The following is a 14,646-nucleotide window of genomic DNA, read 5'->3' as shown; positions in this document are numbered from 1 at the left end:
AAAAGCTTTTTTTGTGCAGGCATTGTTCCCCTTTAATTCCCCCCAAAGATGTTTCGTTGTTTGAATGGGTCATAATAAATTTCTGTGACCTTAAAGTTTCCTTCAACCCGTTTACATTGAACAATGATGTCAATCATTGAAATTAACAGACCTCGGATGTCATCACGTTCTAAATCGCCTCCGCCCTCACTTTCTTTGACTAAAAGGGTCATTTGTTCAAAGGCAGCGAGTGCTGTTGAAGCATGAACCGTGGTAATGGAACCTGGATGGCCTGAATTGACATTGCGAATATAATAAAAGGCTGTACCATCACGAAGCTCTTGTAAAAGAATGCGATCAGGACGCATGCGCAAAGCAGATTCGAGTAATTCCTTTGGGCCAACAGAAGCTAAACCTTGACCATCTTTTGAATAGATCATGGAAACATGATTAGGCTGTGTCACCACCAGTTCTGGTGTGTCTTCAATGGTTATAATACGCTCATCATCGGGAATTTTTGCAATTAATGCCTTTGATAGCGTTGTCTTACCAGAACCGGTTTTTCCGGAAATTAAAATGTTTTTTTGGCATTTTACAGCCTGATTTAAAAAAGAGACAAAATCCTTATTATAGTAAGAAGTTGTTAAGTCATGCTCAATGCTTTTGAGTTCTTTAAAGCACGTTTGATAATCATTTAAGGGAGTGAATGATACTTGTTCACACAGTGAAAAAAGATCTCTCTTTGCTAAGTCTTCGAGGGAAAAACTGAGCGATGATGGTTTGCGAATTGTCATACTGATCGTGTCTTTCTCCACCGCCGGAGGGATAACAATTTGAATACGCTCATTATTGGGGAGGGTTGCGGATAATATGGGGTTTTTGTCGGATATATTTTGCTTAGAATAGGAAGCGATAACTTTAGCAATCCCCATAAGCTCCTGAAATGAGAGCTCTGGTGCTTCTATTGTTTTCCATCCCTTAACTCCTTCAGTCATCACTTGATAAGGACGATTGATGACTATTTCAAAAAGATCATCATCTTTTAGAAAAGCATTAAGTGGTTCAAGTTTTGTTAAAACAATTGCGACGGTATCATCGTTTAAGTGATGCAAGTTTTGTCTCATTTCAAAGTCACCGAAGAATTTTTATAGAAGTTTCTTGAAATCGCTCGATTGGTAATCTGTTTTTTGTTTTCGATTACTTGCAATTTATAAACATTGGAAAAATCTAAATCGCGGGCAACAAAAACATTCACCATTTCTCCTTGGTTTTTTGTTAGTGTTGGAGGAATATTGTTGTAATTTCCTGTGATAATATTTGCAATATTGTTTCCTGAAGAGATTGTTTCAGAATCGTTTTTCTCTGAACCTTTTGATAAACGTCTTTTCGTATACTCTGTTGCATCTTTGACAATTGAGACAAGAAGCGCAGATCCGATCCGTTCCAACCAATGATTATCAATATCTCCATCCATACCAGAACGTCCTAGAGAATCTGTTGCTGGTGAAGCTAATGTGATAATGATCCCACTTGGTGTTTTGGCTCTATTCCAGAGTACAAAGAGACGATTTTGCCCTTTTTTTAATCCAGCACGATATTCGCCAATAATTTGTGTACCTTTATCAAGGAGGACAACCCGACCATTGTCTGACAAGATATCTCTCGAGACGATACAACTGGTGAATCCTTGTTGGTCACTGCTGATCGCTGTTTCTAAGATACAAGGGATAGAAGCGCCCATCGCAATGATGTAGTTTCGATTACCAAGTGTTGAAGCGCGAACACCTTCAAGGGTTGTTGGCTTGAGAAGATGATTAAAGTGTTGCGCTGTTTCATCAGGTTTATCTTCAAGTTGGTTCGGTAAAGCGTTATTATTTTTTGTTGTATTCGCTTGGTTAAATTGTGTATTTGCATAGGCCAATACAGGAGCACGTTGTGCTGCTTCCAAGAGTGAATCATCCGGCTTTGATTGATTGACTTTGGGTGTTGGTAACTCAACTCTAGGCAATAGAGTGTTATTTTGTTGAGGTTGTTCAAGGGATTCAGGTTTTGACTGTGCAGGGAGAAAAAGTTCTGTTTGCTTAATAATCCCTTCTTTTGGAAGTTCAACGGGTTGTTTTTTATCTATGTAAAGCGTTGAATATGCTAAATAAATACAGACACCGAAAAGAATAATAAGAGCAAATGTTTTGCCTACATTGCTATGTTGGGTTCTTCCTCGAGCGTCTTTTATTGTATCGCGATCATTAATGTTATTTTCATCCATTTCATCATTCATGGCTGTTTCCTATATGCACTTTACGTTGTACAGATGGTGATGTTGTACCGGTTTCGGGATTAATTCCTTCAGGCAAAAATCTTTTATTGAAGATGCACAGCACGTCATTCCCGCGGCGCAAAGTAAATTGCGCAGCTGTGGCATGAACTATGACCTGATTTCCTTTAATCGATTTTGGAACGAGAGCTTCTTGCCCATCAGATGAGACAAGATAAATGGCAGGGATTTCAGTATTGCCTAAAAATGTGAATGTTGTTGTTTTACCGTTATCATAAACAGAGCTTGGTTCAATGAGGGGAGAGCCCTGGGCTTCATAAGCCCAATTGCGGGGTCCAAAATCTTCATGGATATTTAAAACATCATTGACAAAGTTTTCTTCGCGTTGTGCAGCTTTTGCTGCATCGGCTAATTTCTTACGCAAAGCTTCATCTTCTGGATAACGAAATTTCACCAGAAAATATGTCTCATTCCCTGCTGAAACATCGCCTTCACGCACTTGTAGCTCAAACTGATAAGATCGTTTTGTCCCATCTTGGCGGCTTGTGACAATTTGTAAATTGGTAATGGGCTGGATTTCACGTGGCTTTAAAAAAACAAAGTGCCCAGCTGGCGCAACTTGCCAAGCAACGGAATTGCCGATCCCTACATAGTGCACTTCTTCATCATCAGCAAATTCAATCTGAACTGAAGAACGAATAGAGCCAATCACTTGTACAACATTATAAGGGTCATAATTAACAAATCTAATGCGATTATCTTTGCGTGCACTCACAGGGGCTGTTTCCGCAAATGATGGGATCGCATGACAACTTATGGCAACAATGAAAGCTAAAAAGATTATTTTCAGAAATTGGATCATTTTATCACCTCTGAGTCGGATCTATATTCCGATACTTGGAAGCCAAGGGGATTGATTAAGCGGTCCGTTGTTGAAATACGTGCATTAATGTAGGAAAAATTTAAAATCGAAACCCAATGGGAAATATTTTCTCTTCCATTGAGTTCTCTGACTGTTTTGTAGTAACGCACTTGAATAAGATCTTTGCTTAAAAAAGAGATTGATTTAATCGTGACTGTAGCAACCATGTTTCGATAGATATTTTGCGGACTTTTTGGATTGTTTCCCGCATACCATTTTGCAAAACGGTTTTGTTCTTCTGGTGAGGATAAAAGAGAGATCAAACGAAAATTGTTTTCTGCCTCAGATGCTTGAAAACCTTCGCGTGCACGAACATATTTGCTAGCAAAATAGCGTGTTATTGCTTCATCATAGTTGTTGGGAGATTCTTTTAGGGCACTCACCGTATCAACAATACCTGTTGAACTATCAACACGGATAACAAAAGGCTCTACAGTTTTTAAAGGGACTAATGCTGCGACAGCTAAGGCTAAGGCGATCGCCATTAATCCAAAAAGTACTGTCAGGGCCATAGCAATTTTCATTCGTATCCGCATACCATGCATGCGATCAATATCGAATGAGCGTGCTTCTTTTATATATTCATCAAATTCATTACTTTTCACGCGCAACCTCCAAGGTTTTATCAGAGAGTTTTTCCTGTTTTATGGGATTTAAGGAGGTGGTTTTAAGCGTTACGTTTGCTGTTGCTTGCTCACTTTCCAGCGTGTTGAGAATGATAGGCGTCATAACAGGCTTTGCGATTTTTTCCTGTAGGATTATGCCTTTATTCTCCCAATCCCATTTGTTCTTATTTAAAGCACGGGTTTGTTTGCCATTACATCGCGGTGGTTTTTTGGGGCCACTCAGCGAGGCACAGCCGGTAAGGACAATGGATAGGATCACAAAAAAAGTTATTTTTCGTTTCATTTTTGAACTCATAAATACTTTGGAATACAATGCATGAGGGCTTTTGCTTTGAATGATCTCAAAAAGCCATGCGATGAAAGAGTTTAATTGGTTTTATGAAACCAAAGATATCAAGTATTTTATGCAACATAGGTGCGGAGCGTGCGCTAAAAAGCGCACGCAAGGTGAAAAAAAGAACTTTGATTCTTTTTAAGAGGTATCTCTTATTAAAATGCACCACGACCTCCAGCTCCCATTTTTGCAGCGCCTCCGCCACCTGCGGCACCTGCTGCGCCGCCGGTTTTTGCATTAGCGAGGTGTGTAACTGCACTTTTTGCTGCATTCCCAGTATTTTTAGCAGTATTGCTAATAACGCTGACAAACTGTCCGCCTGTAGAGACACCAGCAGCAAAGTATGGTCCACCACTAGCGAGGGCAGTGGAAATGCTAGGAAGTGTACGGAAGAGAACAGCCCCCACTATTGAGATCACAAGGACAGGGGGGAAAAGGTAGTAGATTGAATCATAGGAGCCTTTGAGAACGTGTAGAATTACTTTGCACATAATGGTTCCAAGCATGATCACCAGAACTTGCAAAATGGTAAAATTAACCAATGTCGTAATCCATGCATCGGTGTATTTTCTGGTCGCATTGAACAAATAGAAACTAATAAAGAGTGGTCCAAGACCTATGACCATTACAAGTGCAACCTGTGCAAATATTTGGACAATGAAACCACCTATACAAAAGATAATAACAGCCACAACCATCAAAGAGCCAAGAAGGCCAACCAGAATCTTTTCAAGGAACCAAGCTTTCGATAAGACCTCTTGATAACGTGCAGTTGCCTGTAACAAAATATGGTCAAAGACATTAGAACCCGTGGGATTACTGTTAAGCATATTCCCAATGGCGTTCGCTAAATCATTGAAGAAAATGTCTTTCACATAGATATTAAATGTATCTGCGTTCGTTGCCATGGTCGTTACCACAACGATTTTAACAACGTTATTAAGAAGGCTATGCATGGAAAGAGCAACGCGACCAGTCATAACATTATAACCGTATAAAAAGATAAAAATGATCGAGGCAAGATTGAGTGGGGCTGAAATAGCAGAAGATAACGCACTCACTGTCAAGTTCATTACATGATCGAGTGGGTCTAAAATATATTCAGAAATTTTCTCAAAGGGGGATAAACTAAAGTCGGACATCAGATTTCTCGAGTTGTTCTTTTAATTTTTCTGCAATCTCTAGGTGTTTTTTCTGTACGTCTTCTTCACGGATTTCGTCTTTTGTTTTTGTATCTTTTGCCTGAATCATAGCCAGAGACTGAAGTCTTAAAGCGTCCTTTTGAAGATTTGCTTGAAGAAGAGACAGCTCTATTTGAAGAGCTTGTAACTCCTCGGATTTAGGATTTTCTTGCGATTTCAATTTATTACTTATTTGCTTGATTTCCTCTGCAGTTTTTATTGTACTTTCATAAACGGTTTCAGCTGTGCTTGATTTTTTGGCGTTTAGTTTTTGTGTGCTTTCTAATGCATTTTTATAATATTCATCTGCTTCGGAGATTGTTTGTGACGTTGCATGAGAGATGAAAGATAAAGATAAGAGTGTAATTAAACCATATTTTTTCATTGTTTTTCTCTCCTTTGATGAAAGATGGGCAGCCATTTTTCGGGGTCTGTTCCATATTCGTTGATAATTTGATTCATGAGTTCAATATTCTTGGTTGTACCGCTTAAGACGGCGATCTCATCGTTCATGCCGCGTAAGTTAAGCTCGGCAACGACGGAACTTTGTCCCTGTTTGATGAGAAAACGACGGGATTCTCTGCTTAATTCTGACTGTATCAATTCAAATTCACGTTCAGTCAGTTTGAAAGCTTCAACATAATCTTGGTAATTCGCTTTTTGATTTGGAAAAAATATTTGAGTAGGGCATTGCTCAATAATCGTGTGTGCGATTGTTGAGTTTAAAGCATCCTTTGGGCTTTGCGTTGCAAACAGCATCATGCCATTTTGTTTACGGATCGTCTTGAGTCGATCTTGCGCAAAAGCTTTGAAGGAATCGTCTTCAAGCGCTTTCCAGAATTCATCAATGACAATAATGATGCGCCGTCCATCAATAAGATCAAGAATACGGTGAAACAGGTACATCATGAGGGGGCGCCGAATTTCTTCATTGTCTAAGAAATCGGTCATGTCATAGCCAATAAATTGGGAGTCTAAATTGAGTTCATCTTGCTCGTTATCAAAAACCCAACCTAAGTCATTGCCTCTGATCCAGCGTTGTAACCGTATAGCAATTCCTTCTTTTGATGTGTTATCAAAAAACAGTTGAAGAGCGCCGAGAGAGCGTTGTGCGTGGGGCAAGCTTTCCAAGGAATCAATAGCTTTGGCGATATCTTGTCGCTCTTGTTCTGTTACCGTTTGCCCTTCAGCGGTGACGAGCTTTAAAATCCAATTGCGAAGAAAGACTTTGTTTTTTTCCGTGTATTCCATGCCCTTTAATGGTGCAATCCCTGTGGGGAGCCCATTTTTTAAAGGTTTATATTTTCCACCTCCAGCTCGCACAAAAATTTCTGCACCCTGATCCTTGTCAAAAAAGACCATTGTTGGATTGTGTTTTTGTAATTGTGCGAGAAGGAAATTTACAATTACAGTTTTACCAGATCCCGATGGACCGCACACAAAAGTGTTGCCGAGATCACCGTAATGAAAATTAAAATAATAAGGAGAACCAGCTTGTGTTTTCAACAATGCTACAGCAGATCCCCAAACATTGCCTTCGATTTTCCCAATGGGAAAGGAGTGAAATGGCGATAAAGCTGCAAAATTCCTGCTGGTAATGGCTCCAGAACGCGCACGATAACTGAAGTTTCCAGGCAATTGCGCCCACCACGCCGCTTCCAATCCTAAATCTTCTCTAGCAATAACTGCTCCACCATTGGTTAAATGGGAACGCGCTTTTGAGAGATTTTCAGCCAATATTTTGGGATGGTCAGCAAAAACGGCTAGTGAGAGATGGTGTTCACCCAAAACAAAACGATTTGACTCTAAATCATCCAGTGCTTCATTCAGTGCTTCAATTTGTGAGCTGGCACGATCAGCAGCATTAATCATTTGATTTTGTTTGCGGCCCATAATAGCACTGGCAGCTGCTTTACTTTTAAAGACAAAAGATTGTGTTAAGATGAATTCAAACGGTGTTGTAAGCAAACCATCGGTCATACCAGGGCGCGTTCTGGAAGGATATTCTTTCCACCCAAACATGCCCGCAAAGCGCTCATTACTTTCATGACGAATTTCAATAATTTCTTTGCCAAAAATAACACGATCTGAGTAAATCGTTGAGGCAATAGTACCAAATGTAAGGGGAATGCGTTCACGCCTTCCCCCCACCAATTGGTGTAGAAATTCACTTTGTTCAGAAAATAAAACGTCTTCATGTTCATAAATTGATAAGAGGCGTGCTCCATATGCCTCCAAACCTTGCATAAAATCTTGGCTTAACTCTTCGAGTTTACGAACAGCTTCCATATCTGGTTCAGATTGCGTTTTCTTCGCTTTTGCTAACCGCTGGAAAAATGAAGCAAGTTGTTCTGTTTTATCGGATGCCGGATTCCAGAGCAGTGAAACGAAGAGATCATTTCTATACAGCTCTTGCGAAACCATTTTTTGTTTGTATTTTTCATCTAATGTTGCCGCAAAAGATGAATAAAACCGACTCTCTGGATAAATCATTTCACGTCGACGGATGATGTGAGAATATAAAGCAACACGTTCATCTGCTATATTTTTCAAGAGAGTGTTTAATTGGTTATGCAAGGAATTTAGTTGATCGATATCTGCAGTGTCAAAATTTATACCCTCAATGGCCATCACAGTCATTAAGCAGCGCGAGTTCAATGCAATGACGTGCTGGTTGACGTGGCGTACGTAGGGAATATAGTCTTCAGATAAAGATTCCCGTTTTATGACGGACATCTGTTTCACTTGCTTAGTTCCTTATAAGTACGAATAAGGCGTAACGGGGATGCAGATCCACCCCCCCATCTCTTAAGATTTTTTTGTTTTCCTCGGGTATTGAGCCAAGCGAATAATACGCGAAATTGATTGTGATCGTATTTTGTTATTTCACGCAAAACAAAATGCATGCCAAAGCCAAGACCAAGCATTGTAAAATCGCTTGTCAAAATAAAGAGAATAGTTGTTGTCATAGCATTAAGTGCCATTGCTTCTATCGTGACACCAGCAATCATAGCTGGTCGTGTACAAGCAAGGAAAAGGGGATCTTCGTTCATTTATGCTGTGCTCACTAATTTATTAACGAGAGTGGGAGCCCCAAAAACAATACCAATACCGATAATGCAGTAAGCTGCTTTGCGTAAATCAATAAAGCCGTACATCCAACCAATACCTACGGCAGCAACACATATAGTAGCAATGAGCCTTGCTGTTGCACCTGTCATCATCTTAACAATACTATCTAAAACAGTATCAAGATTTCCAAATGCACTAGCATCAGCAGCATAAGAAGGATTTGATACAATGAGCGCAGTTAAAAGTAACATGATAATGATAAATATGCTGTTCTTGGATATATTCTTTGTCATTTTACCTCTCTTTGAAAAAATAGATTATCCCTTGACATCTCCTTATCTCTAATGGCTAAAAGACCCCAGTATCTTACAACTCACAGTTTAGCTCACTTTTTTGTTTTTGTTGTTCTAAAAGCTTTGATAGCGGCATTTGCTCACTCTCAATTTTTTGCCAAGAGACGGAAGATTTTTCACATTGAGATTGTGTTGCATAAAAATGGCAATTTTAAGTTATATCTTTCTTGAGATGATAATATTAAACGCTGTAAGAAATAATGTTTTTTCTTACAGAATGTAGTTAATACTCAAACATCCTATTTAGAGTTTTTATTTTAAGAGTAGGCAAGTTGTTAATAAAAATATGAAAAGGTAGGAGAATAATGAATTTTTTATGCGACTGTATTAAGCGTGTACGATTTAAAATGATCGTTATTGTTTACATTATAGGTTCTATTTTGTGGGGGGCAAGCCAATATAAAGACAAAATAGACTTAAGCGTTTTCAAGATATTTACGATGCGAGATATCCAAGATGTTGTTAACATGCATGTCGAAGAAAAGAAGTCAACGGAATCCATTATCAAACAATATTTAGAAAAGAGTGAATCGGATCATCATTTGCAGAACAGTGTTTCATTGGACAATGTAGCTGTTTTTCAGGGTAGGGCTTCGGTTACCAGTGGTGTCACATTTAGATTGTTTACTCCTGTTGCGCAATCTTGGCGTAAACATATCGTCCGCAATATTCATCTCTATGGTGTGGATACTTGTGCACCGCGTCAAAAAGCAAAATTAAACAATCAAGAATGGCCCTGTGGTGCAGTTACAACGGCGTGGTTGGTTACCAAAACACTTGGTAAAGATTTATCCTGTAGACAGGCTTTGATGCACAATGGTATTTCTTATGCGCAATGTTTTGTTCAAGGAGTTGATTTAGCTGAAGCAGGTCTTGCAGAGGGTATGTTGGTGCTCTCAAAAGAGAGTAAAAATCCTGTTCCAGCACAGTACCTGAGTGCTGAGAAAACAGCACGTAATAACAAGGTTGGTCTTTGGTCAAGTGATTTCACTGACCCCTCACAATGGCGGCGAGATAATGGATCTTACAATCCTTTTGCAAACTTATGAGTGGCTTTACTGATCTATTCATTTGATGTTTGTAGCGAAAACCTTACAAATAAATTGGAATCGGGTGCAAGAATTTTGCATATGCTATTTTCATAGAGGTTTGCTTATTGTACATTTATTTCCCCAATATGTATGCTTTCAAAGCAGTCTCTCTGTTTTTATTGGTATGCTTCAAGAAAGAAGGGAAAACAATTGGTTTGGCAAAGGCATTTTCATTGTTTCTGAGACAAGGAGATAGATTCTGTTACTTTATTAGATGATACTTTAAAAGTACGATTTTATCTTTTTTATAAAAAGTCATTATTATCAATGGTATTGCGATTTGTAGCGATTCATTAGAAGGAGAGAGAGTAAAAACGCTACAAAAACAGAATTTCTATAGCGAAATTGATAAAATAAAGAAAAAAATGAACAAACTATCAAAAGATATCCACGCGTCTATCAATTCCTCAATGGTAAGCCAACAGAATTGTCATTTTTGCAGGTATTTTTTGCTCCAAATTGGGGAGGTCCAAAATAGAATTTTAGATTTATAGCAATACCAAGCTTGTAGAGCAGATGCATGAGTACACACCATTTAAAATATGGGGAGAGGGTGCTTAAAAGAGAGAATGATGGCTGAAACTCTTGAAGACGGTTAAAGTGAGCCGAGATAAATTGGGTGTGGTTGGCTTATTGCTTTTCAAGTATCGGGCTCATTTAAGAGGTGGTTTCATTAAGGGAATAAAAGGCCATTTTTTTGCTATATTAATAGAATAAAAGATAGATGATTTTACTTGATGAGGAGAATTTCTTATGTGGAGTGAAAAGCAATCAATGCTTTACTTATGAAATGGGACGGAGTGTAGGTCATGTAACATAGTATTTTTTTGTTTTCATAATTGGGGGGTAGTTGTGTGCAATTCTGGTAATTTTAATCGTTGTTGAGTGTTAACAATGATAAGGTTTTTGTTAGTCATTTTAATCTTGAGAGTTGGGTTTTGGCTCTTCAATACGAGGGGGATAAGTAAAAGGTTCAAGAAGTATTGCTAGCTTAAAAAAAGATATAAAAAGTGCCCGATTATTTTCGGGAGCACCAAATTAAAGTGTTTTATGAATGCGTATGAGTCCTTGTTATGCGTGTCTTTGTTTTTTTAGGGCGCGAAAATTTGTATAAGTGATGAGTCTACACAAATTTCTTTTAGAAGATACCAAGTTTGAAAACTATCGCTATAAAGCCTGACAAGAGCATGAAAGAACGTCCGTAGATGGTGTTGTAACCTATAATAAATGCAATGTAGATGCGTACAAGACGTTTTAATCGGAGCAGATAGAATCGATGAAAGATTTTAAGTGGCTTTGTCCATTCCACTTGCAAGGGGCTCCCTTAAAACGGTTTCTTCCATAGTGAATAGATCATAGTTCTTCTTTAGTTTTCCATGCGAAGTTGATTTTTTTATGATTAATTATTGTCTTATCGGTTTTTGGATTGTTTTTCGCTTTTTGTTTATTGTCATTGTTATGATATTTTTTAAAATCGTTCTGAAAGGATTCTTTACGAAGTTCACCTTGTGCTTTTTCTACGTTTTCACTCTTTTTAAGAGATTCTATTTTAGAAGGCTTTTTCCACATCCATTTAGGTATTCACTCTTCGCATAATTTTTCATTTTTTTAAAATCTTCTACGCTATAGTTTTTTTCACAACCAGCAACGCAAAGATCCGTGCAAAGAAGCAGTGTTGTGATAATGATTTTCTGGGAGAATAAGTTTTGTAAAGCATGAATCTCAGTAAACTGATTGGCTTATTTCAGCATAGAAACGTTCTCCTCTAAAGATTAGTATAAGTTAATAGAAGGAGCGTATAGCTGAAAAAGAATGAGCGCTACTCTTTGATTGTAATATTTTCTTTCTTAGTATGAAATAATATCTCATTCATAACTATTGTGAACACAATTTTTTGAAGAAAACGTTTTAGTTTATTCAGGGACTGTACCGATGACAAGTGGTGTTCCTTTTCAAGTGATCACGTTAGTAGATGGAGGCCGATAAATGAGGGGTGGAGAGAAAAAGAATTGTTCGGCAATATGCGATTATATGGTATTGGAACCTATAAAACACGGTAATTTGCCTCACGCAATGGGATTCAGGCGCCATCATGACATAACAGGGATGCTTTTTCACGGCTTGGTTTTGTTTCAAAAACAATGGATAAAAATGTTACTTATCGGCAAGCGCATGTCATTCAACAGGTTCCATTATGCGTAGTGTTTTGTTGATGGGGTTGATCTGGTGCGCTTTGGGTTTGCAGAAGAGATGATGGTTTTGACAAAAGATCAGCATTATTTTTTCTCACCCTACAGATTATAAAAACTTACAATCTTCTGCTCAAAAATCACAAAGTAGACTGTAGTCTAGTGAATTTAAACAAACAGAAAGAGTGGAGAAGAGATCATCGTAGTTATAATCCTATTGACCTTGAAAGATTATAAGAAAACCAAGAAGCAAATGAGATGCTGGCCGAGCTCAATAGTTTTTCAGCTTTTTGACTATGCTTTGCATCAATTCTGTAGTGATGGTGTGCTTTTTCCGTAAAATCAATCATAAAGTGTAAAGACAAGATCAGATGGCACTAAGCGCAATAAGAATCTGTTATAGAGACAAGGTATATATATGCTGTACAACCACATGTTGGTTGAAATAATTATGAGTGGTATTCTAAACAATAGTGACAGCGCTTCTCTTCCTCCTATCATGTAACTTCTTGACCAGAATATTGAATTTATAGGAGCTCATGCTTGTATAACATCCTCGCGTACCCTTTATCAGCCTGCGCATATTCAAAAGGAAGATGGAGGGTGGGGAGGTTAATTTTAGGCATTTTTTACTGTGTGGATTGGAAGGAATGGACTATGCTTTGTCTAAATTTTTGTCACCTTTATAGAAGCTAAATCATCCAGTGGCCTCTCCCATATTCCTCAATTCAGTATGCACAGTTTTATTGATATTTTAGCATATTTACAGCGACATAGCAGATATAAAACAGGGTAAGTCTTATAAAACAACTAAAAGTTCATTTTTTCGAGAGCAAATAGGCTTTGTTGAAATTCGCTTCTGTGTTGAACAGGTTGATTTTGAAATTGGTTGCTGTCCAAAATACACGCATTGCTTGCTTTCTCATCTCTTTGAAAGCAGCCTCGTTATGGGGCATATCTAAAAGCTTTAAACGTTATGCAGTCCATAAGAGTGATAGCTAACAAATGATAATTACTGTCATAACATAACGAACAGAGCAGCTTACACCATTGATTTTTGTATTTTGATGCTTGGTAGCATGCGCTGAAGTAAAAAATAAACAGTGTCATAAAAGAACAAAAAAGTGCGCGAATAAACATTAAACAGATAAAATCGGATAGTTCAACCCAATTGTTTGCGTAACATAATCGTTTTTTTATTGCCGCGAAAAGATATGCCGGTACAATAGCATTAATTTTCATACATATCATCCAACATTTATCCCATAACCACAATGTGATTGATCTGTTGATTTTAGGATTACAATTTCATACCCAACTTACAGAATTCAGATGTTTGAAAATATGAAAATGTGCAAACCAAGTTTAGCACAATGTGTGAAACACGACACAACCAATCATGGTTTATATGGATTTCCTTTGCTTCTTAGAAAAATAAATGAAATCTACAAAAACTTTTTACCGTATCTCAGTTTTTACACTTTTCCGTATTTCTGTAAAAGCAATTCACGCACTTCGTCTGCTATTTTTGTTCCACGACTGGCACAACTCATTTTAATCAAGCGATGCAAACTTTCCGGCACATCAATGGTAAGACGTTTCATACATTTATCCATACTGCCTTTGCGGCTTTCTACCCATGCATCAACCGTTACAGGAGTTGATTTATTGGTTGGCTTTGTACCAATCTTAATCTTTTTACTCATTGTGCTAATACCTTAACTTCCGCTGCAACAGCTTCAATTTCTGCTGCTGCTGATCCTTGTTTACTGATTTCATAGACTGCTTTTCCCTGCGCTGTTGCTTCGGCAAAAATCACACGCTGCGCAACGCTAGCCGAAAGAAGCTGCACCGGATACACGGCAAGGGCTTCGCCTACATCACGTCCTATCGCTGTATTGACTATTTTACGGTTAATGACAAAAGCAGATTTCAGATTTTCCTTATAGACGCGCGCTTCGTCAATAAGCTTTACGATTCCATCAGCTGCCCAAATATCATAGGGACTTGGTTGCACGGGAATAAGCACGAAGTCTGAAGCCATAAGTGCACTGCGCGCAAGATCCGTCACACGTGGAGGACCATCAATAATGATATGATCATAATCATGACCAATTTGTGTAATTTCCTTGTGAACTGTTGCGCGCGGCAAACCGACAACTGGAAACAAGGGAGCATTTTCACGCGCCGCCGCCCAATCTAATGCACTCCCTTGCGGATCCCCATCAATAAGCAAAACCCGTGCCCCAGCTCGTGCAAAGCTAGCAGCAAGGTTTACACTCAACGTAGTTTTTCCTACACCCCCTTTTTGATTCAAGAGTCCAATGATCATGAATTACGCCTTTCAGCTTTATCGTTTTTGCGATTATACAGAAAATAACAAAGCATACAAGAAACATCTTACAGGTTCAAAACAATGACATTTCTTATTTCACAATAAAAGTGGCTACACGTACCAATCCCATTAAATGCTTGAAGTGCCCCCCACCTTCTGGGTAGTTGATACAATGTACTATAGGGGAACTATAAGGGAAAAAGTTGTTCCATCTCATTGAGAGAAGACATTTTATTTATAAGGAGAATTCATCCTTTATATATGCATGAGAATACAAAAAGTTTTTCTC

Annotated in this window: 14 protein-coding genes; 1 reads left to right on the top strand and 13 read right to left on the bottom strand. The window is 38.3% G+C overall.

All coding sequences use genetic code 11. From position 1 onward, the window contains the following. Positions 1-32: 32 nt before the first annotated feature. From virB11 to ACKC4Y_RS06655, 10 genes are all read right to left on the bottom strand, one after another. Positions 33-1,103, bottom strand: coding sequence for a P-type DNA transfer ATPase VirB11 (gene virB11 / locus ACKC4Y_RS06700; protein WP_409361004.1), 1,071 nt, complete (start codon positions 1,101-1,103; stop codon positions 33-35). Beyond that, a complete protein-coding gene (virB10, locus tag ACKC4Y_RS06695; RefSeq protein ID WP_409361003.1) occupies positions 1,100-2,257 on the bottom strand; it encodes a type IV secretion system protein VirB10 in 1,158 nt (385 codons plus the stop codon). The genes virB11 and virB10 overlap by 4 nt, the downstream gene beginning before the upstream one ends. Further along, positions 2,250-3,116, bottom strand: a complete 867-nt coding sequence (gene virB9, locus ACKC4Y_RS06690) for a P-type conjugative transfer protein VirB9 (RefSeq protein WP_409361002.1) — start codon at positions 3,114-3,116, stop codon at positions 2,250-2,252. The genes virB10 and virB9 overlap by 8 nt, the downstream gene beginning before the upstream one ends. Further along, entirely contained in the window at positions 3,113-3,781 is a 669-nt protein-coding gene (locus ACKC4Y_RS06685; protein WP_409361001.1) for a virB8 family protein, read from the bottom strand. The genes virB9 and ACKC4Y_RS06685 overlap by 4 nt, the downstream gene beginning before the upstream one ends. Next, positions 3,771-4,085 (bottom strand): type IV secretion system protein VirB7, encoded by a 315-nt coding sequence (locus ACKC4Y_RS06680; protein WP_409361000.1) that lies wholly within the window; start codon positions 4,083-4,085, stop codon positions 3,771-3,773. The genes ACKC4Y_RS06685 and ACKC4Y_RS06680 overlap by 11 nt, the downstream gene beginning before the upstream one ends. 206 nt (positions 4,086-4,291) lie before the next feature. Then, positions 4,292-5,278 carry a type IV secretion system protein gene (locus tag ACKC4Y_RS06675; RefSeq protein ID WP_409360999.1) on the bottom strand — a complete coding sequence of 329 codons (987 nt, stop codon included), beginning with the start codon at positions 5,276-5,278 and terminating at the stop codon, positions 4,292-4,294. Further along, positions 5,265-5,702 carry a type IV secretion system protein gene (locus ACKC4Y_RS06670; protein ID WP_409360998.1) on the bottom strand — a complete coding sequence of 146 codons (438 nt, stop codon included), beginning with the start codon at positions 5,700-5,702 and terminating at the stop codon, positions 5,265-5,267. The genes ACKC4Y_RS06675 and ACKC4Y_RS06670 overlap by 14 nt, the downstream gene beginning before the upstream one ends. Further along, positions 5,699-8,053 carry a VirB4 family type IV secretion/conjugal transfer ATPase gene (locus ACKC4Y_RS06665; RefSeq protein WP_409360997.1) on the bottom strand — a complete coding sequence of 785 codons (2,355 nt, stop codon included), beginning with the start codon at positions 8,051-8,053 and terminating at the stop codon, positions 5,699-5,701. Before ACKC4Y_RS06665 ends, ACKC4Y_RS06670 begins: the two co-directional genes overlap by 4 nt. A 5-nt stretch (positions 8,054-8,058) precedes the next feature. Continuing rightward, positions 8,059-8,370, bottom strand: coding sequence for a type IV secretion system protein VirB3 (locus tag ACKC4Y_RS06660; RefSeq protein WP_409360996.1), 312 nt, complete (start codon positions 8,368-8,370; stop codon positions 8,059-8,061). Next, positions 8,371-8,682 carry a TrbC/VirB2 family protein gene (locus ACKC4Y_RS06655; protein WP_409360995.1) on the bottom strand — a complete coding sequence of 104 codons (312 nt, stop codon included), beginning with the start codon at positions 8,680-8,682 and terminating at the stop codon, positions 8,371-8,373. It abuts the gene before it with no gap. A gap of 365 nt (positions 8,683-9,047) precedes the next feature. Between ACKC4Y_RS06655 and ACKC4Y_RS06650 the strand changes: the two genes are divergently transcribed. Continuing rightward, a complete protein-coding gene (locus ACKC4Y_RS06650; protein WP_409360994.1) occupies positions 9,048-9,791 on the top strand; it encodes a hypothetical protein in 744 nt (247 codons plus the stop codon). Between the two features lie 1,395 nt (positions 9,792-11,186). On the opposite strand, the gene ACKC4Y_RS06645 is transcribed toward ACKC4Y_RS06650, so the two are convergent. The 3 genes from ACKC4Y_RS06645 to parA all read right to left on the bottom strand — a co-directional run bounded on the left by ACKC4Y_RS06645 (position 11,187) and on the right by parA (position 14,354). Further along, complete coding sequence (locus ACKC4Y_RS06645) at positions 11,187-11,402, bottom strand: hypothetical protein (protein WP_409360993.1); 216 nt, start codon at positions 11,400-11,402, stop codon at positions 11,187-11,189. A gap of 2,095 nt (positions 11,403-13,497) precedes the next feature. Then, entirely contained in the window at positions 13,498-13,728 is a 231-nt protein-coding gene (locus ACKC4Y_RS06640; protein ID WP_409360992.1) for a hypothetical protein, read from the bottom strand. Continuing rightward, a complete protein-coding gene (gene parA / locus ACKC4Y_RS06635; RefSeq protein ID WP_409360991.1) occupies positions 13,725-14,354 on the bottom strand; it encodes a ParA family partition ATPase in 630 nt (209 codons plus the stop codon). The genes ACKC4Y_RS06640 and parA overlap by 4 nt, the downstream gene beginning before the upstream one ends. Between the last annotated feature and the right edge of the window lie 292 nt (positions 14,355-14,646).

Origin of the sequence: Bartonella heixiaziensis, assembly GCF_046245125.2 — a bacterium.
Classification (GTDB): domain Bacteria; phylum Pseudomonadota; class Alphaproteobacteria; order Rhizobiales; family Rhizobiaceae; genus Bartonella; species Bartonella heixiaziensis.
This window is presented reverse-complemented; position numbering and strand designations above follow the sequence as displayed.

Excerpts from the sequence above, each read along its gene's own strand:
- virB9 (WP_409361002.1), bottom strand. The coding sequence starts at position 3,116 with ATGATCCAATTTCTGAAAATAATCTTTTTAGCTTTCATTGTTGCCATA.
- ACKC4Y_RS06665 (WP_409360997.1), bottom strand. The coding sequence starts at position 8,053 with ATGTCCGTCATAAAACGGGAATCTTTATCTGAAGACTATATTCCCTAC.
- ACKC4Y_RS06655 (WP_409360995.1), bottom strand. The coding sequence starts at position 8,682 with ATGACAAAGAATATATCCAAGAACAGCATATTTATCATTATCATGTTA.
- ACKC4Y_RS06650 (WP_409360994.1), top strand. The coding sequence starts at position 9,048 with ATGAATTTTTTATGCGACTGTATTAAGCGTGTACGATTTAAAATGATC.
- ACKC4Y_RS06675 (WP_409360999.1), bottom strand. The coding sequence starts at position 5,278 with ATGTCCGACTTTAGTTTATCCCCCTTTGAGAAAATTTCTGAATATATT.
- ACKC4Y_RS06680 (WP_409361000.1), bottom strand. The coding sequence starts at position 4,085 with ATGAAACGAAAAATAACTTTTTTTGTGATCCTATCCATTGTCCTTACC.
- virB10 (WP_409361003.1), bottom strand. The coding sequence starts at position 2,257 with ATGAATGATGAAATGGATGAAAATAACATTAATGATCGCGATACAATA.
- parA (WP_409360991.1), bottom strand. The coding sequence starts at position 14,354 with ATGATCATTGGACTCTTGAATCAAAAAGGGGGTGTAGGAAAAACTACG.
- virB11 (WP_409361004.1), bottom strand. The coding sequence starts at position 1,103 with ATGAGACAAAACTTGCATCACTTAAACGATGATACCGTCGCAATTGTT.
- ACKC4Y_RS06645 (WP_409360993.1), bottom strand. The coding sequence starts at position 11,402 with ATGTGGAAAAAGCCTTCTAAAATAGAATCTCTTAAAAAGAGTGAAAAC.
- ACKC4Y_RS06640 (WP_409360992.1), bottom strand. The coding sequence starts at position 13,728 with ATGAGTAAAAAGATTAAGATTGGTACAAAGCCAACCAATAAATCAACT.
- ACKC4Y_RS06670 (WP_409360998.1), bottom strand. The coding sequence starts at position 5,702 with ATGAAAAAATATGGTTTAATTACACTCTTATCTTTATCTTTCATCTCT.
- ACKC4Y_RS06660 (WP_409360996.1), bottom strand. The coding sequence starts at position 8,370 with ATGAACGAAGATCCCCTTTTCCTTGCTTGTACACGACCAGCTATGATT.